This is a genomic window from Flavobacterium sp. CR10, assembly GCF_055814415.1.
In genome coordinates this window covers 3878790-3898362 of sequence record NZ_CP185985.1, presented here as the reverse complement: position 1 = coordinate 3898362, position 19573 = coordinate 3878790, and the positions used below count along the sequence as shown (strand labels likewise).

8 protein-coding genes are annotated in these 19573 nt (G+C 35.7%); 4 read left to right on the top strand and 4 right to left on the bottom strand.

The features are described from left to right. Nucleotides 1–112 precede the first annotated feature (112 nt). From ACNRYB_RS17015 to ACNRYB_RS17005, 3 genes are all read left to right on the top strand, one after another. Nucleotides 113–2245: a beta-galactosidase gene (locus ACNRYB_RS17015; RefSeq protein WP_473728028.1), complete on the top strand. Its 2133-nt coding sequence runs from the start codon at nucleotides 113–115 to the stop codon at nucleotides 2243–2245. Between the two features lie 140 nt (nucleotides 2246–2385). Then, nucleotides 2386–4683, top strand: a complete 2298-nt coding sequence (locus ACNRYB_RS17010) for an aminotransferase class III-fold pyridoxal phosphate-dependent enzyme (protein ID WP_473728027.1) — start codon at nucleotides 2386–2388, stop codon at nucleotides 4681–4683. Nucleotides 4684–4848: 165 nt separating this feature from the next. Further along, on the top strand, nucleotides 4849–7797 hold the full coding sequence (locus tag ACNRYB_RS17005; RefSeq protein ID WP_473728026.1) for an FAD-binding and (Fe-S)-binding domain-containing protein: 2949 nt from the start codon (nucleotides 4849–4851) through the stop codon (nucleotides 7795–7797). Between the two features lie 61 nt (nucleotides 7798–7858). On the opposite strand, the gene ACNRYB_RS17000 is transcribed toward ACNRYB_RS17005, so the two are convergent. The 4 genes from ACNRYB_RS17000 to ACNRYB_RS16985 all read right to left on the bottom strand — a co-directional run bounded on the left by ACNRYB_RS17000 (nucleotide 7859) and on the right by ACNRYB_RS16985 (nucleotide 16363). Beyond that, nucleotides 7859–9868 (bottom strand): hypothetical protein, encoded by a 2010-nt coding sequence (locus ACNRYB_RS17000; RefSeq protein WP_473728025.1) that lies wholly within the window; start codon nucleotides 9866–9868, stop codon nucleotides 7859–7861. Nucleotides 9869–9923: 55 nt separating this feature from the next. Next, complete coding sequence (locus ACNRYB_RS16995) at nucleotides 9924–11360, bottom strand: hypothetical protein (protein WP_473728024.1); 1437 nt, start codon at nucleotides 11358–11360, stop codon at nucleotides 9924–9926. 87 nt (nucleotides 11361–11447) lie between these two features. Continuing rightward, nucleotides 11448–13148: a RagB/SusD family nutrient uptake outer membrane protein gene (locus ACNRYB_RS16990; RefSeq protein WP_473728023.1), complete on the bottom strand. Its 1701-nt coding sequence runs from the start codon at nucleotides 13146–13148 to the stop codon at nucleotides 11448–11450. Between the two features lie 20 nt (nucleotides 13149–13168). After that, the gene (locus ACNRYB_RS16985) at nucleotides 13169–16363 is read right to left on the bottom strand and encodes a SusC/RagA family TonB-linked outer membrane protein (RefSeq protein WP_473728022.1); all 3195 of its coding nucleotides are present in this window, start codon (nucleotides 16361–16363) and stop codon (nucleotides 13169–13171) included. A gap of 910 nt (nucleotides 16364–17273) precedes the next feature. Between ACNRYB_RS16985 and ACNRYB_RS16980 the strand changes: the two genes are divergently transcribed. Beyond that, nucleotides 17274–19475, top strand: coding sequence for an alpha-galactosidase (locus ACNRYB_RS16980; RefSeq protein WP_473728021.1), 2202 nt, complete (start codon nucleotides 17274–17276; stop codon nucleotides 19473–19475). Nucleotides 19476–19573 lie beyond the last annotated feature (98 nt).

Here is a 19573-nt window from a genome sequence, read left to right as displayed (position 1 = left end):
TTTCTATGTGTTTAATTCAATTTAATAATTATAGATTCTTTTAAGTGGTAATCCACAACAACAACAACAACAACAACAACAACAACAACAACAACAACAACAACAAACTAACATGTCTAACCACAAAACTTTAACCAAAATTATATTAGCAGGATTGCTTATGGCAAACTGCAATTTGACACCTGTTTTTGCTCAGAACAAAAAGGGAGCAATTTCAGAAAAACAAGATCCGCAACGTTTTTTCTCCAAGCACGATTTAATGCAGATTGGAGTTTATTATTATCCCGAACAATGGCCTAGAGAACAATGGGAACGTGATTTGAAAAACATCAAAAAACTTGGTTTTGAGTTTACGCACTTCGCTGAGTTTGCGTGGACTTTTATGGAACCAGAAGAAGGAAAATACGATTTTAAATGGCTGGACGACGCATTGGCAATTGCCGAAAAACAAGGCTTGAAAGTCATCATGTGCACACCAACGCCAACTCCTCCAGCATGGATGGGAGAAAAATATCCCGAAATTTATCTGGTTGATGCAAGCGGAAGACGCAGAGAACACGGCAACAGAGCCAATCAATCTGTTTCTAATGAAAAATACAGAGAATTTGTGGCCAAAATTGTTACCGAGCTCGGAAAAAGATACGGCAATAATAAAAACGTTATAGGCTGGCAGGTTGATAACGAACCTGGTGCGCCAGACGATTTTAGTCCATCGGCACAAAAAGGATTTCAGAAATGGCTAAAAGCAAAATACGGAACAATCGAAAAATTAAATGCTGAATGGGTGGCGAGTTTCTGGAGCATTAGATATAATAATTTTGAGCAGATTGCGATTCCAAATGCAGAGATTTATTCTGAAGATAAACTAAGTCCGCATGCTGTTTTAGATTTTAAACGATACACAGCCGATTCTCAAGCAGAATATTTGAATTTGCAAGCTGAAATACTTCGAAAGTATATCGATCCAAAACAATGGATTACTACAAATTATACCAATGTAGTTTACGGAGCTGATCCAAGGAAAACAGATAAAATGGATTTTGTCACGTATACGATGTACCCAGTAAGTGGCAGAAACAATTTAGGCGGACAAAATTTCAGAATGGGACATCCTAATAAAATTTCGGAAGCAAATGATTACTATAGATCTATAAATGGCGTTACAGGAGTAATGGAAATGCAGCCGGGACAGGTAAACTGGGCGAGCATTAATCCGCAATTATTGCCAGGAACGGTCCACATGTGGATTTCTCAAGCTTTTGGCGGAGGCTGTTCTTTTACTTGTACTTACCGATACAGACATCCTCTCGGAAGCAGCGAAATGTATCATGACGGAATTGTGGGTACAGATGGAGTGACGTTAACAACTGGCGGAAAAGAGTTTGTTCAGTCAATTGAAGATATGAAACTGCTTCGCAAAGAATACAATCCAAAAGCAGTAATTCCACAGGAAATTGCAAAAAGAAAAACGGGATTTTTATGGAGCCACGAAAATCTGTGGGATTTAGAAAACCAGAAACAAACCGAATTTTGGAGCACTTGGAGACATAGAAACATCTATACTTCAGCTGTAAAATCGACTGGTGCGCCAATGGATTTTATTACAGAAGAAAGTGATTTTTCTGCTTATCCGTTTATCGTTGCGCCAGCATATCAATTAATTGATCAGAAACTGGTGGACAAATGGACGAAATATGTTGAAAATGGCGGAAATTTAATCCTTTCGTGCCGAACTGGCCAAAAGGATAAAAACGGTCATTTCTTCGAAGCCAACTGGAGCGGACCAATTGTGCCTTTGATTGGAGCAGATGTCGAATTTTTTGATATGCTCGTTGAAGATGTAAACGGAACTATAAATGCTGGAAACAATACTTATAAATGGAATGTTTGGGCAGATGTTTTAAATCCGAAAGAAGGAACTGAAGTTTTGGCTTCTTATGCAGATCAGTTCTACAAAGGCAAAGCTGCAGCGATTACCAGAAAATTAGGAAAAGGAACGGTTACTTATATTGGAGTAGAAAGTAAAGATGGAAATTTGGAAAGGCAAGTGGTACGAACTGTATACGAACGTGCAAAAGTTGCTATTGAAGATTTTCCAAAAGGCGTATATGTAGAATGGCGTGATGGTTTTTATGTGGGTGTGAATTATACCAATGAAACGATAAATCTGCCAATTCCTGCTGGAAGCAAAATATTGGTGGGAAAAAATCCATTAGAACCAGCTCAGGCTGTTATTTGGAAATAAGGTTTTCCACGAATATTTTTTTAATAAAGTTGCCACGAATTACACAAATTTGCACTAATTTTTAAAGTCTTTAATTCGTGTAAATTCGTGCAATTCGTGGCTAAAAAAAAAAGAGACAAAAACAATTTAATAGAATAGCAATGATTTTTTCAGAAGCAGTTATTCAGGACTTAGTAAAAGAGCATTACGGATTAAATGTAACCGTAAAAACATTAAATGGATACGATGAATTGAATTTTCTTTTGTCCGATGATAAAAACGAAAAATATATTCTAAAGGTATCAAATGAAAATCATTCGTTTCCATTTTTGGAGGCTCAGGCCGCCATTATGAGGCATCTTTCCCAAAGTGATATTTCAGATTATTTTCAGCATTTTTGTCGCAATAAAAGAGGTAAGGAGTTAACTGATATTATAATAGATTCTCAAACCTATCATATTAGAATTTTAAACTTTCTAGAAGGCACTTTTTGGGTAGATGAAAAGAACAAAAATAGTGAACTGCATTACAATTTGGGTTCATTTTTAGGGAATATGGATGCTGTATTGGCCGATTTTTCGCATCCAGCAATGCATCGCAATTATACTTGGGATATTAGCCGTGCAAGTGAAGCAGGAGATAATTTAAAGTATATTTTAAATCACGAAAGAAGACGTATTGCAGGTTATTTTTTATTGCAGTTTGATACAGAAGTGGTACCGCAGTTACATCGCCTCAGACATGCTTATATTCATAATGATGCCAACGATTATAATGTTTTGGTAAAAGACAATCGCATTAGCGGATTGATCGATTTTGGAGATATGGTTTACACCGCTTTAATCAATAATCTAGCGATTGCTTGTATGTACGCGATGCTCGATGAAGAAGATCCATTAGCTGTAGCGGCAAAAATTGTTGAAGGATATCATAATTCGTATGCACTTACTGAGCAAGAATTGGATCTATTGTATTATCTAATTGCAGGAAGGCTTTGCATCAGCGTGACACAATCTGCTTATAATGCATCATTGGATAGTAACAATGAACACCATTTTGTTACCGAAAAACCAGCTTGGGATTTGTTATATAAATGGATAAAAATAAACCCAATCAAAGCACAAGACACTTTTAGAAAAGCATGCGGTTTTGACGGATTAATCAATAATGATGATTATTCTGAACTTCTTGAAATTAGAAAACAGAAAATTGGACGAAATTTAAGCATTGGTTACAAAGACAAATTAAAGATTGTAAAAGGAGCTTTGCAATATTTATATGATGACAAAGGGAGAACGTTTGTTGATTGTGTAAACAATCCATCGCATGTTGGACATTGCCACCCGGTTGTGGTAAGAAAAATGCAGCATCAAATAGCGACTTTAAATACAAACACAAGATATTTGAATGATGCAATAACTGATTATGCAGAAAAATTGACGGCAACTTTACCGGAGAAATTAAGCGTTTGCTATTTTGTCAATTCTGGTAGCGAAGCCAATGATTTGGCTATTCGTATGAGCCGTCATTTTACCAAACAAAAAGATATTATCGTACTCGATCACGCTTATCACGGAACTTCGACGGTCGCAATGGAAATGAGTCCGTATAAATTTGACAGCAAAGGCGGTTCAGGGCAAATGCCTTGGATTCATAAAGCAATTAATCCAGATTTGTATCGCGGCCCTTATAAATATGGTGATGCAAAGGCAGGAGAAAAATATGCTGCAGATGTACAGCAAATTATTGAAGATTTGAAAAAAGAAGACAAAGCGCCAGCAGTTTTTATCTGTGAAACTTTATTGGGAGTTGGAGGTCAGATTCCGTTGCCAGAAAACTATTTAAAAACTGTATATGAATATGTTCGTGCAGCAGGAGGAGTTTGCATTGCAGATGAAGTTCAAGTTGGTTTTGGAAGAATTGGCGATCATTTTTGGGGCTTCGAATTGCAAAATGTCGTTCCTGATATTGTTGTCTTAGGAAAACCAATAGGGAACGGGCATCCGTTGGCAGCTGTAATTGTTACCGAAGAGATTGCTGAAGCTTTTAATAATGGCTTGGAATACTTTAATACTTTTGGAGGTAATCCTGTTTCTATGGCTACAGGATTGGCTGTTTTAGAGGTAATCGAGCAGGAAGAAATGCAGCAGCATGCTTTGGAAACTGGTAATTATTTAATGGATGGATTAAAAAAATTAATGCATAAATATCCGATCATTAGTGATGTTCGAGGACACGGATTATTTATTGGCGCAGAAATGGTAAAAGATAGAACGACTATGGAACCTGCTATTCCTGAAATAGATATTGTAGTTGAGAAACTAAAAGCCAAAGGTTATTTGTTAAGCACAGATGGGCCTCTACACAATGTTTTAAAAATAAAACCGCCAATGCCGTTTAATAAACAAAATGCTGACGAAATGGTTGAGTTATTAGATATTGCATTAAGCGAATTATAGATTTTTTTTAACACAGAGAGACATAGTTTTTTATTTTGCGGGAACGTTTCACTTAACATAAATGCACATAGCAATGTGTTAAGAAACGAGTTTCTTTTTTTATTACCTTTTTTAAGATAAAATCTATGTTTCTATTTGTTAAAGCACTAGTTAACAATAATAAAAATGAATAATAATATCCTTCCAAAGATTTCTGCAAAACTTGAAGGTTTAGAAAAGAAATTAGAGGGCAAATTATTTTATGATCATACTATGCGTCTGCTTTACGCAACAGACGCAAGCGCTTACAAAGAAATGCCTTTGGCTGTAGCCATTCCGAAAACTAAAGAAGATATTCAGAAAATTATTGCTTTTGCTCAAGAAAACAAGAGCAGTATCATTCCTCGTGCGGCTGGAACTTCATTGGCTGGACAAGTGGTTGGAAACGGAATTGTTGTGGATATTTCGCAAGAATTCACCAAAATTATTTCGGTAAATCAGGAAGAAAAGTTCGTTTGGGTAGAACCTGGCGTTATTCGTGATGAACTGAATCTGTATTTAAAACCGTATAAACTTTTTTTCGGCCCAGAAACCTCTACAAGCAATCGCTGTATGATTGGCGGAATGGTAGGAAATAATGCTTGCGGAGCTCGATCTGTTGTGTATGGATCTACTCGTGAACATGTGCTTGAAATACAAGGATTTTTAGCAGATGGAAATGAAGTTGTTTTTGGTTCTCTAACCAATGCTGAATTTGAAGATAAATGCAACGGAATTAATGTTGTGAGTCCCTTAGAACAGGAAATTTATGTTCAAGCCAAAGAAATATTATCATCTGAAAATAATCGAAATTTATTTGAAGCTAATTTTCCTAAAAAATCAATTCCAAGAAGAAATACAGGATATGCTTTGGATTTATTGGCAGATAGCAGTCCGTTTAATGGTTCTGATGAAAAGTTTAATTTCTGTAAATTGATTGCAGGTTCTGAAGGAACACTGTTTTTTTCTACAGCCATAAAACTGAATCTGGTTGATGGCTTAAAACCTTATTCAGCTTTGGTTTGTGTGCATTTTGAAAGCATTCATGAATCTTTAAAAGCTAATATTGAAGCGCTGAAATTTAATCCAGATAGCGTGGAGCTGATTGACCATTATATTCTAGAATGCACCAAAGAAAATATCGAACAAAGCAAGAATCGTTTTTTTGTAAAAGGTGATCCTCACGCTATTTTAGCGGTCGAATTTTTAAGAGATTCCCAAGAGGAAATTGACAGCATTGCAAAAGAGATGGAAGCTTTGATGCGTTCTAAAAATCTCGGATATCATTTCCCGATTGTTTATGGCGAAGACACCAATAAAGTTTGGGCGTTAAGAAAAGCTGGATTAGGATTATTGTCTAATATTCCCGGTGATGCGAAGGCAGTTGCTGTGATCGAAGACACAGCGGTTGACGTAAATGATCTGCCTGATTTTATAGAAGATTTTAATGCTATTCTAAAAAAAAGAAATCTCAACTGTGTGCATTACGCGCACGCAGCAACTGGCGAATTGCATTTGCGTCCGATTATAGATTTAAAAACTCATGAAGGAGCAGCACTTTTTAGAACTATTGCAACCGATATTGCACATTTGGTCAAAAAATACAAAGGCTCACTGAGCGGAGAACATGGAGACGGAAGACTTCGAGGCGAATTTATTCCGCTAATGTTGGGAGATGAGATTTATCAATTATTTGTTCAAATAAAAAAGGTGTGGGATCCTTGGGGAGTTTTTAATCCTGGAAAAATTGTGAACACGCCTCCTATGGATACGAGTTTGAGATATACGGCAGGGCAAGATACGCCAATGCCTGAAACTTATTTCGATTTTTCGGAACACAACGGAATTCTTCGTGCGGCTGAAATGTGCAATGGATCTGGCGATTGCAGAAAAACTGAGAAAAGCGGCGGAACAATGTGTCCAAGTTATATGGCTACCCGAGATGAAAAACATACAACTCGAGCGCGTGCTAATATGCTGAGAGAAACCATAACAAACTCAGTAAAAGCTAATAGGTTTGATGATGAAAATCTGCTGGATGTTTTAGATTTATGCCTCAGCTGTAAAGGATGTAAGTCTGAATGCCCTTCAAACGTAGATATGGCAAAATTGAAAGCTGAAACTTTGCAGCAATATCATGATAAAAACGGTGTTAAGTTTAGATCGAAACTTATTGGAAATACGCCAAAAATAAATCAGTTGTTTGCTTCAGTTCCGCGGATGTATAATTTGTCTACCAAAGGAATTCTCGGAAATTGGATTAAAAAAAGTACCGGTTTTGCTATAGAAAGACAATTGCCTTTGATGCATAAAATTACGTTTGTCAAATGGATAAAAAACTATAAACAGATAGGTAGTTTTTTTAATGGAAATGTGTATTTATATAATGACGAATTCCTGAATTATTATGACGTAGAAATAGGGCAGACGGCCGTAAAACTTTTGAATCGATTAGGGTATAAAGTTTTGGTTCCTGAAATAGGAATAAGCGGGAGAACCTATCTCTCGAAAGGAATGTTGAAAGAAGCACGTGAAATTGCAGAACAGAATATCAAAGATTTTGAAAAAGCGATTCCAAATGATGGTATTTTGATCGGAATTGAACCTTCGGCGATACTTTCTTTTCGTGATGAATATCCTGATTTGTGCCGTGGAGATTTAAAAGAAAAAGCGAAAGCAGCAGCGAAAAGAACTTTCTTGATAGAAGAATTTCTAGCTCAAGAATTAGAAACTGGACGTATTATATCGGATAGTTTTACAGAACAGACAGAAAGAGTTCGCATGCATGGACATTGTTTTCAGAAAAGTTTGTCTTCTTTGGTTCCGCTGAAAAAGATACTTTCTCTTCCTAAGAATTATACTGTTTTAAATATTCCAAGCGGCTGTTGCGGCATGGCTGGTTCTTTTGGTTATGAAAAAGAACATTATGATATTTCAATGAAAATTGGAGAATTGGTATTATTTCCAACAATTAGAAAAGAAGAAACAGTTACTTTAATTTCTGCATCAGGAACGAGTTGTAGACATCAAATTGCTGATGGAACAGGAAGAAAAGCATTGCATCCGGTAGAAATATTGTTTAAGGCTTTGAAATAAAAAAACAAACCTCCAAAATATCTTGGAGGTTTGTTTCAAAAACAATAATTCAAAAAAAAAATTATAACTTAATATTTATTGTGTTGCCATCTTTAATAACTTTACTGATAGCTAGCTTTTTTCCATCATTTATTTTTAACTTTAGATTTTTGCCGGCTCTTTCAACTGTAATATCAAAATCACGTTCAAATGCATGAATATGCTTTAGTTTCATAGTAGACCAAGATTTAGGAAGTCTTGGCGTAAAATCGAAACTGTGTAAACCTGTCGGGCGAATACCAAATAATCCTTCTGTAAAAATTCGGCAATACAAACCGCTTTCAGCCGAAAGATGACGCTGATCGCCTTCTGGATATGCTTCTACAGGATATGGCACGTGATCTCCCAATAAACGTCGGTTAGAATAATAATGCAAGAAATCCAGCGCTTTGTCTGTTTCGCCAGCAGCAAGTACGCCTCTTAAAGCATACAATGTAGAACGATCCCAGAATATTTTATCTCCGGCAACACTTGCTAAACCATCTTTAGTCCATAATCTAGAAGAAAATAAGGCATCTATAGTTCCGTCTTTTCTATCATAAATTCCCATGGTAAGCGGGGTGCAAATCCAAGCTCTTAAAACATCATTTTCTTTATAATATTTATAGGTGTCAAAACCTTCTACTTTAGCGCCAAAATACTTTTCTATAGCAGTTCTTAATTTTTCAGCTTCCGCTTTATATGCTTTCAGCTGCGTTTCGTTTTTCCCTAAAACTTTACCTAGATAAATGGCGGAATTTAATGCATCATAATACAGAGAAGAAGTATTAAGATTGGCTTTTCCTGCAGGAAGACGTCCTTCCAATTCATCAGAATCTGAAGCGACTACGCCGTCAGCATTTATTTTTCTGTGGCAATATTCTAAACACCATTCAATTAATGGCCATAATTGTTTTGCTTCATCAGCATTTCCTCTCGAAAGCGCGTAGCGAGCAGCTCCGTAAGCAATCATAGCGCCATCTCCGCGATCTCCTGCGCCAGCCCAAATATCTGTTCCTTCTGCCACAATCGAACTCGGAATAGGTTTGTAATCTTTATTCATGAATTTGGCAAACTGAAGATAGGCATTTAATGAAGCCTTGTTTCCATAGTCATATCCTAAATACGGGAAGAATGGACCAATATATTCCGCTTGATCGTTTGCCCAAATGGCAGCATAATACGATTCTCCACCTGGACCGTGCATTGGACCGCCTTTGGTTTCAAAAATACTTTCAGCCGCTCTGATTTTCGCGAAAGCAAATTCGGTATTCAAAACCTGATCTGGAGTTTCCAAAATCAATTTGTTCCATATTTCGCTAATCAATTCTAAACGTTTGTTTTTTTCTTCTTCAGCATTTACACCAGGAACTGTTTCGTTTGCTTTTACGCCTGAATAGACAACAGAAAAGCTAACCGATTCATTTGGTTTCAGATTAAAACTTCCATTATTAATAAGATCTGCATGTATTGCATAACTGCCTTCAGTTCCTTTTGCAGGATCTGTGGTATAAACCGCATTTGATTTTGGAATTTCTACAGTGCAGTTTTTATCAGAGCTGTTTTTAATGGTATAAATTTCGTTATAAACCGCCAAAGCTGTAGAAGGAAAAAACTGTCTGGTAAGTTCAAGTTTGTCTGTTTTGCTTTTGACGAATAAGGTTCCGTTTAACGTTAATGAAACTGTTTTTTCTGCTGGAATTGGTTTGTAATTTACAGTAACAAGATCAAAAGCATCCTGCGCAAACTGACGTGTTAAGCTCGCATGAGTATTATTCGGAATGGTTCTTAGCATTGGCCAAACCAAGCTGCGGGTTGCATGAAAAGAACCATCTGCCGAAACGCCATATCTCAGAACGCACGAGATTCTTTTACCGCTCATTTCGATATGATCATCATGCGGAATTGTATTGTTTATTTGCCAAGAAATCGAACCGTCGGTATTAATTTGCCAACGTTGGTCGTTTTGCGAAAATGCAGTATTTGTAATAAAGCATAAAGCAATAAGGACAAATAAAATAGATTTAAGTTTTTTTCTAGAAGATATCTTCATAGCGTTTATTTTTAAATTGTATCCTTTGTATTAGTAGTACATTGGACGAGTTGTTTTAGCGACAGGCTGCCGTTATTTTCTGGCCAGGATTCACACGAATTGTAATAGCAGTGTAGAGATTTCCCTTGTTGTCCTTTTCATGAGTTACGGCAGCTTTTTTATCATTTATAAAAATAGAATTATAATTTCCAGTAAACATAGCTTTCCATTCTATAAATTTTTCGCCTTTGTTGTGTAGTGTTGTAGTGGTTTGTTTTTCGTGTTTTACAGCTAATGTTGTCTGTAACACGGGTAAATTATCGACCTCAGAAATGCTCTCTTTTTTTCCTCGATGTGTTGTTGTTATTGTTCTTTTTGAAGCATCTGGCTCTATGCCCATACAGCCATGTATAATGCCTTCAATTACGCTGAATGAAACTTCTGGATATTCTCTTCTTTTGGTTTCAGGGTCAGTTAAATGTAAAATGTATTCGTATGCTTTGTCTTCGTAGCCATATTTGTATAACAGAAATGGAAGATAAGAAGCATTTTCGACATTGCTCTTTTCTGAAAGAATGTGTTTAATCGTTTTTTCTGTTCTGTCTGCATCTGTCAAGGCATCAAACCATAATAAAAATAATTCGCCAAAATCTTTGCTGAATTTGCCGTCAGCGGTATAAATTACATTGTAGGCCGATGCGTTTTGATCCCACCAGATTTGTTCGATCTGCTCTTGGTATTTTGCTGCTTTTTTTTCAAATAAAGCTGCTTTTTCAAATTCTCCTTTTTCTTTTAAAATAGAAGAGTAGGTAAGAAGACCGCGATAAATGGCCGCTACAAGATCGACTCCCATTTTTAAACCCGGAATGCCTTCGGAATAAGAAGCTAGTCCACGGCATTTATGAAAATCGTCTTTGCTATTGAACGGAGTAGGAGTGTTTACAAATTCTGGTCTGGTTAATAGTGAATCGGCTTCTAAAACCCAGCGCTCAATATATGCTGTTGAAGATTTTTCGAAGAAATTTTCAAACTCAGGATTTTTGATATAATCTTCATCACCTGTCCATAAATACAATCTCCAACAAGCAAATATGACATCAAAATTGCTATTTAGGTTGTACCAGAATTCTTTATCATTTCTATAATCTTCAGGAGCTGGTTTTCCGTATTTATTAATTTCCCAATAAGAGCACCAGTCTTTACTTTCTGAAATGTTTTTAGCAAATAGCGAAAGCATATTTTTATTTTCCTTACTCAGTCCAAGGATTTCTGCTCCAATGCTTTGATGCGACACGTCACGCATGCAAAATGCAGATCGAGAAGGTAGAGCCGCTTCGTACCATGGTCCAACAGGATCATTCGAATCTCCTTTATAACTTAAAGCCATACTTTTGGCACGTTCAAATGCCAGCTGCAGTGCAGGATCTGTAGATCTGAAAGTAATTGTTTCCTGACTGAATGAATTCAAAAAGAAACAGCAATTTGCCACACAAACAATAAAATGATTTTTCATAACGCTATTTTCAATTTGGATTGATTTCTAAAGAAATTTTAAAAGCAAACCCATCCCTCTAGATGGGTTTGCTTAATCGGTTATAGTTTAATTATAACCAGGGTTTTGGGGTAAACCTGTTCTGTTAATTTCATCTCTCGGAATTGGGAGCAAATAATGCTGTGGTTTGAAAATCCTTTCCTGAACTTTAGCGTAGGTATACGTTTTAGAACCGTCATTATTTTTGGTAATAATTACTCCCATTAAAGGTTTGTTTTCAGTTTCTTCGGCAATTTTCCAACGGCGTACATCATAGTAACGGAATCCTTCAAGACATAATTCTACTTGTCTTTCGTTACGGATTTTATTTTCTAAAGCTGTTCCAGTCAAACCTGTTAAAGGATTTGTAATTCCTGCACGCTGTCTGATTAAGTTAAGATATTGAATGGCAGTTCCTTCGTTTCCTAATTTAAATTGCGCTTCGGCATAGTTTAGATAAATTTCTCCTAAACGAGATATAATCCAAGCTTTATTAGTTTGCGTTTCATTATTGTAATTGTACGTTGTATCGCAATATTTACGGAAAGTGTAACGTGTTTTACTGGCATTCCAAGTATCCCAACCTTGTGGAGAATCTAAACCGCCTTCGTAAAATTCGGCTTTATTTGAACTTCCTGCATCGTAACGATCTTGAAAGAATTCAGGTTTTCCGTAAGCACGTCCGTCATAAACAATGTTTTTGTAAAAACGAGGATCTCTGTTTACATAAGGTTTTTGAGGATCATAACCAGATGTTGGATCTGTAATGTCTTTTCCGTCAGCTGTTCCGTAAGCATCGATATGGCTTTGGCTTGGTGCAAAATTAGCCCATCCGTGAAAACCACTTGGCGAATTAAACATTTCTACACCATTAAAAGCACTCCATTGCGGATCTTTGCTAGACAAACGAGAGAAGATCACTTCTGAATTGTTGGTAGTAAAAAGATCTTCGTACTTTTTGTCGTATAGCGAATATATATTTAAATCCATAACTGCTTTTGCAGCGTCTGATGCTTTTTTCCATTTTGTTAAATCATTAGAAGGATTCCATTGCGGACTTGCAGCATAAAGTAATGTTCTTGATTTTATAGCTAAAGCTGCGCCCTTTGTTACTCTTCCTAAATCTTTAGCAGTTAAAGGAAGCAATTCAGCAGCTTTGTCCAATTCTGTGACAATAAAATCGACACATTGGTCATAAGTGCTGCGATCTACTTTAAAATTACTGTTTAAGTCAAAAGGTGTAGTAACAAGAGGAACTCCTCCGTAATCACTAATTAATTTGAAATACGCATAAGCTCTTAAGAAAAGCACTTCACCTTTTAATCTATTTCTCCAAGCTTCGTCTCCTGGCACGTTATCAATTCGGGACAAAAAGATGTTGCAGTTTTGAATGGTAGCATAAGTAGGTTTCCAAGTGTTGAAATCTCCTGCGTTGTCTGGAGTAAGAGCTCCAGAATTTAAATTCCATACATCATAATCGTTAAAATTATTGAATGCTTCATCACAAGCAGTAGATAAAATCCAACTGCGGTTGGTTCTGTCGTTCCAGTTGTGCTGCGTACTTGGTAAAACTGTATAGAGATTATTAGCAAAAGCTTCAGTAAGTTTTAAGTCATTCCACACATTTTCATCTGTATAAGAATCCAAAGGCGCTTTATCTAAAGGGTCTTCACTACAAGATGTTACAGTGGTAACTGTGATAAAAAGAGCAGCCGCAATAAGAGCCTTCTTTTTTATATTTATTAGTTTATTGATTTTATAATTTTTCATGTCTTGATCTTTTTACCTTGTTATAATTCAATGCTTACACCGATTCTGTAAATACGAGTTTGCGGATAATTTACTCCTGTCGTATTATTGGTCTCAGGATCTAAATTGTACTGTTTCATGTGGTCGATAGAAAACAAATTGGTTCCTCCCGCATAAAATCTCGTATTTAATATTCCGAATCTAGACAAGACTTTTTCTGGTAATGTATAGGAAATCTCCAAAGATTTTAATCTGAAGAATGAAGCGTCTCTTAACCAGAAGTCGGCTGGAATGTTGTTTCTTGGATCAGAATCATTAAAGGCAACAGGGTATTTAGAATTTGGATTATCTGCAGTGTATCGGTCTTCATATAACCATCTTGGTGGTGCCACAATAGCTCCCTGAGCTTGCGGAAGAATCATTTGTCTCGCTTTTGCCTGACCTGTCCAAAGCATATCTACAGAAAAACCTTTGTATTCAGCTCTGATTGGAATACCGTAAGCAATTTTTGGCGTTGCCGATTCAGGAATTCTCACTTTATCATTAGAAGTGATGCTTCCATCACCATCAATATCTTTTACCCATAAATCACCCGGTTTTGCTCCTTCAAAATGAGGAGAATTGTCAACTTCTGCTTGAGTACGGTAAATTCCGTTTGTTTGATATACCATCCAAGAATCAATAGCTCTTCCAGTTGATTTTTGCCAAGCTGGAATATTTGCCGCTTCATCGCGGAATAATACTTCACTTTGTGCATAAGTAAAATTAAAACCAGCACTATATTTAAAACTATTGATATTGTCTGCGTAGTTAATAGACCAATCAGTACCTCTGTTTACCGTTTTTCCAATATTTTCTTTTGGAAGTGATAATCCTGTGTACAAAGGCACAGAAGCATTTCTTGCAGCAAGAATGTCAGATCTTTTATTGCTGAAGTAGTCAAAAGTCGCTGTTAATTTATTTTTAAAGAATCCGAAATCAAAACCGATGTTTTTAGAATCTTGAATTTCCCAAGTAATATTTGGGTTTGGAGTAGAAGAAAGATAAATACTGTTGTTTAATGTATAATCTGATCCAAAATAGCTGTACAACTGCTGATCTGTTGTTAACTGATATCTTGTCAAGAAAAGATATTGATTAAGATATTCTACACCATTAATAGTTTCTCTCAAATCGTCATTACCCATTCTTCCCCAAGAAGCTCTTATTTTTAGTAAATCAAATCCTTTAATATTGTTTTTAAAGAAAGGCTCTTCAGAGATTTTCCAACCTGCGCTTATAGCAGGAAACATACCCCAACGTGTTGAAGAAGGGAAATTGAATGATCCGTTATAACGTGCAGAAACTTCGGCAAAATATTTATCATCAAAATTGTAAGCCACTCTTCCAAGGAAACTTTCGCGTCCGTCCTGATAAGCGCCGCCAGTAGCGTTTTGTCCTTTAGTGCTTCCGGTAAAAATCTGATCCAATTGATCGCTTAGTAAATCTCTTCTGTAAGCATATGTTTGGGTTTTGTCCATTGTAGTTTGCTCGTATCCTACAAATGCATTTACCGAGTGTTTGTTGAATTTACGATCGTACGCTAATTTTGCGAAATACGTATTTTGATTTGCAATTCGCTCATCTTGCATTACACTTGTTATGCTAGTGCTGTTTTTTACGTTGTTATAACTATCGTTCGTTTTGTCATAAGAATAAGCATCCCAAGGTTTTGTGAATCTCTTTTCGTTGCGCACATTATAATCAAATGCTGCATATCCGCTTAATGTTAATCCTTCAGTTATTCTTGGAAGTTTCAGTTCAAATCCAATTTTTGGATTTACAATTAAGTTTACCACGTGATCATAACCTGCTGCTGACGAAGACATTAAAATTGGGTTTCTACCATTTGTAATACCAGACGACGGAAGTCCATTTTTCCAATATGCAGGAATAAAAGGATACATGCTAACTGTCTCGTGCATAATGCTTCCAATGCTTACCGCAGGATAGTTTCTGTCTTCTTTACGAGTAGCAATATCTAAGTTTACTTTAAAGTTTGAAGTGATATTAACATCAATATTAGATCTTAAATTGAATTGTCTGTATTTCTCGTCGCTATATCTAAGGTTACTTTCCTGATTTAAATATTGTCCAGAAAAGAAATATTTAACCTGCTCGTTACCTCCGTTAACAGAAAGAGAAAGATTAGCCTGTGGAGCATCTTTTCTATAAACTTGTTTTAACCAATCTGTACTGGTATAATTTGGGTCGTTTCCTGCTTTATATTTGTCAATTTCTGCCTGAGTGTAAGGGAGCGTAGTCCCTTTATGAGCATTAAGTTCGTTATAGTACGTCATGTATTCCCAAGAGTTAACTCTTTCGCTCATTCTGGTTAACTGCTGAATCCCATACGATCCGTCAACTTTGATTGTCGGAGCGCCTACTTTTCCTCTTTTAGTCGTTACTAAAATTACTCCATTTGCAGAACGAACTCCATAAATAGCTGCTGATGCATCTTTCAAAACCGTTACAGATTCAATATCGTCAGGGTTAATTCTGTTCAAATCACGATCAGGAATACCGTCTACAACTACAAGCGGACTTGTACCTCCGCCAAATGAATTAAATCCTCTAATCAAAAGGCTCGAACTGTCATCGCCAGGTCTTCCAGAACGGTTATTGGCAATTACCCCAGACATACGTCCAGCAATTCCGTTTGATACGTTTGCAGATGCATTTTGAGTCAAAACACCTCCTTTAATAGAAGCGATTGCTCCCGTTGTAGAAGCTTTTTTCTGAGTTCCGTACCCAACGACAACCACTTCATTTAAAGTTTGATTCTGTTCTTCAAGTTGAATGCTTACAGCGTCGTCAGCGCGAACTTCTTTCGTTAAAAATCCGGTGTAAGAAAAAACAAGAATACTGTTGGAGTCTGGAACTTCAATAGTAAAATTACCGTCAAAGTCTGTTGTTGCCGTTATTTTTGTTCCTTTTACAAGAATGTTTACACCAGGAAGCGGTTCTCCTTGCGGGCCTGTTACTTTTCCTTTTACTAGTTTTTCTACAAACACTGAAGCGTTGTCATCTTTTGCCAAAGTTAGATTACTGCTCAGTTTAGTGGAGAATTTGGTTTCTTTTAACTCAGCAGCAAAAGAACTCTGTAGAGCGAGTGCCAGTAAGGCTCCAGATGTTAGTTTGGTAATCTTCCATGTCTCAGAAGAAAGCCACTCTTTTGTCGGTTTTTGTTTGGTCATGTTTTAGTGGTTTTTGTTAGTTAGTAATTTATTCTCGTGGTCCGTTTTCATCTTTTTCATTTTGGAGAAACAAAATGCTTTGAGCTCGTGCAGATTGTTTATTAAAAAAGAGATAAATGTGAAAACCAAAAGTATAAATGTTTCTAAACCAGCACATACCAGTACCTACCAGTTTTTTGAGATATGCGTAAAAAACATACCTTATTTAAGATAATTTAAAAATTAAAGTGGGTAATATATGCATAAAGTGTAAGTTAAAGTCAATTAGACTAATAGATGTGAGTTTTATTGTTATTAAAAGCTTATTTGTTCTGTTCGATTCTTAAAATCAATTTTTGGAAAAAACAATGGAGATTTTGAGAAGTCAAAAAATGATTATTTTGATTTTTGAAAGTGGATAATATAGTATCAGAATTTTTTTTGCAGAATAATTTTGAAATTTTTGGTCAATTTTATTTTTTCGACCATACCAGTGGCAAATTTGAGCTAATATGTAAGACTAAGCTTGCAGATATTTTAGCCAGTTTTACGATTAAGAACCTTTTTTAGGTAATAAAATATCATAATCGGTAAAAATTGGTAGAAAAATCATCAAGTTTCTATTTTTTGAAACATATTTATTTAATGTTAAAAAAATAAAACCAGTAGGAATAAATATACTTTCAATTATATTTTCCTATTTTTGAATTTCATTTCTTCATAACATAAAATGGTTGAATTAGAGCTCAAAACCATTTTCTTGTGAAATTATACGCAATAGCACTTTTTATTGGTATAACTAAATGATCTGTTTCTCGTGGTTTAATTGATAAATGTGATGTTCGGAGTTTTAAGATGAATTACAATTGATTGTATTGTAATCTTTTAAAATCTCCCAAAAAAAACATTATTTATTATTAATTAAACTTTTATGAAAAAAGCACTTCTCATATTAGTCTTAACCATTTTGTTTTGGAAGACTAATGCACAAAATGATCCCATTGCCATTGAAACCCAGAATACAGCATTAATTCTAAAAGTGGCAAAAAACGGCTTGCTTTACCAATCTTATTTAGGCACAAAACTAGAAGCTTCGGCATATAATGCGCTTTCAAAAGAAACCGAAAGAACCTTTGTTATAAACGATGGAAATCCGTTACTAAATCTAAGACACGAGGCTTATCCGACTTACGGGACAAATAATTTGTTTGAGTCTGCTATCCGAATGACTCACAATGACGGAAATCCTGCTTTGGAGCTGATTTATGTTAATCATCAAACAAAAAAATTAGATAGCAATACGACTGAAACTAGTATAAAAATGAAAGATCCAGTTTACCCTGTTGAAGTGACATTGTATTATAAAGCTTTTTATAAGGAAAATGTTATTGAACAGTGGACAGATATTGTGCACCGCGAAAAGAAACCTGTAACGCTGTACAACTACGCTTCGTCTATGCTGCACTTTGATGCCGATAAATATTGGCTGACTCAGTTTCATGGTGATTGGGCCAAAGAGGTAAGAATGCAGGAAAGCGAATTAACGAGCGGTGCGAAAGTAATTGATTCGAAGTTGGGTGTAAGAACCAATATGTATCAGACACCAGTTTTCTTTTTAAGTTTAAATGAAAAAGCTAAAGAAAATACTGGAGAGCTTGTTGCTGGAACCATTGCATGGTCTGGAAATTTTAAGTTTACTTTTGAACTGGACAATAAAAACTCTCTTAGAATCAGTTCTGGAATTAATCCGTTTGCTTCAGAATATATCCTTCAGCCTGGAGAAGTATTTACAACTCCTTCTTTTATTTATACTTTTTCAAATAAAGGAAAAGGACAGGCCAGCAGAAATTTACATTCGTGGGCAAAAAATTATGGCGTAAAAGATGGAGACAAATCTCGCTTGACTTTATTGAACAATTGGGAAACTACCTTTTTTAATTTCGACGAAAAGAAATTAACCGAAATGTTTGAAGATTCTAAAACATTAGGTGTCGATATGTTTTTATTAGACGACGGTTGGTTTGGAAATAAATATCCGAGAAGCGGAGATAAATCTGGATTAGGAGATTGGCAGGCCACAAAAACAAAACTGCCAAATGGTTTAGGTTTTCTGATGCAGCAGGCAGAAAAAACAGGAGTTAAATTCGGAATTTGGATTGAACCCGAAATGGTAAATCCGAAAAGTGAATTGTATGAAAAACATCCAGATTGGATTTTAAAACTGCCAAATAGAGAAGAAAGTTATTACAGAACACAATTGGTTTTGGATTTATCGAATCCTAAAGTGCAGGATTTTGTATTCAAAACGGTAGATGACATTATGCAGACCAATGGAGGAGTGGCATTCTTTAAATGGGATTGTAACCGAATGATGACTAATGCGTATTCTATCTATTTAAAAAATCAGCAGTCACATTTATTTATTGAATACACCAGAGGTTTATATAAAGTTTTAGAAAGAATTAAAGCAAAATATCCGCATTTGCCAATGATGCTTTGCGCGGGAGGCGGAGGAAGAACTGATTATGCTTTCCTAAAATATTTCACTGAGTTTTGGGCAAGTGATAATACAGATCCTTATAATAGAGTATTTATTCAGTGGGGTTATTCGCAGTTCTTTCCGGCTTTTTCGATTTGCAATCACGTAACTTCTTGGGGTAATCAGTCTATTAAATTCAAAACTGATGTTGCCATGATGGGCAAATTAGGTTTTGACATTAATGTAAAAGAACTGAAAGAAAAAGAATTAAAATATACTCAGGATGCAGTTGCCAATTATAAAAGATTAAGTTCTGTAATCTGGCACGGCGATATGTATAGAATCGTTTCTCCTTATGAAGACAGTCGCGCGGTATTAATGTTCGTTGACGAATCAAAAGACAAAGCAGTTTTATTTTCGTATACGCTTCATCCGCTTTATGATCCGCAATATAACTTGGTGCGTTTTCAAGGTTTAGATGCCAATAAAACCTATAAAGTTGAAGAAATCAATTTAATGCCAGAAGCAAAGAAAACGCTGCAAGAATCTGGAGAATCTTTTACAGGAGATTATTTAATGAATGTAGGTTTAAGAGTTTCATCTTCGAAAGTTGAATCAAGTGTTGTGCTTGAAATAACAGCAGTTTCGAAATAAATAGATTTGAAATAAATCAGCTGTCTGATCTCATTTAAAACAATGAGAGTAAACAGCTGATTTTTTTATCGATTTCATTAAAAAAATCTAATTTAATC

Coding starts and splice junctions, on each gene's coding strand:
- ACNRYB_RS16985 (WP_473728022.1), bottom strand. CDS start 16,363: ATGACCAAACAAAAACCGACAAAAGAGTGGCTTTCTTCTGAGACATGG.
- ACNRYB_RS17000 (WP_473728025.1), bottom strand. CDS start 9,868: ATGAAGATATCTTCTAGAAAAAAACTTAAATCTATTTTATTTGTCCTT.
- ACNRYB_RS16980 (WP_473728021.1), top strand. CDS start 17,274: ATGAAAAAAGCACTTCTCATATTAGTCTTAACCATTTTGTTTTGGAAG.
- ACNRYB_RS16995 (WP_473728024.1), bottom strand. CDS start 11,360: ATGAAAAATCATTTTATTGTTTGTGTGGCAAATTGCTGTTTCTTTTTG.
- ACNRYB_RS17005 (WP_473728026.1), top strand. CDS start 4,849: ATGAATAATAATATCCTTCCAAAGATTTCTGCAAAACTTGAAGGTTTA.
- ACNRYB_RS17015 (WP_473728028.1), top strand. CDS start 113: ATGTCTAACCACAAAACTTTAACCAAAATTATATTAGCAGGATTGCTT.
- ACNRYB_RS17010 (WP_473728027.1), top strand. CDS start 2,386: ATGATTTTTTCAGAAGCAGTTATTCAGGACTTAGTAAAAGAGCATTAC.
- ACNRYB_RS16990 (WP_473728023.1), bottom strand. CDS start 13,148: ATGAAAAATTATAAAATCAATAAACTAATAAATATAAAAAAGAAGGCT.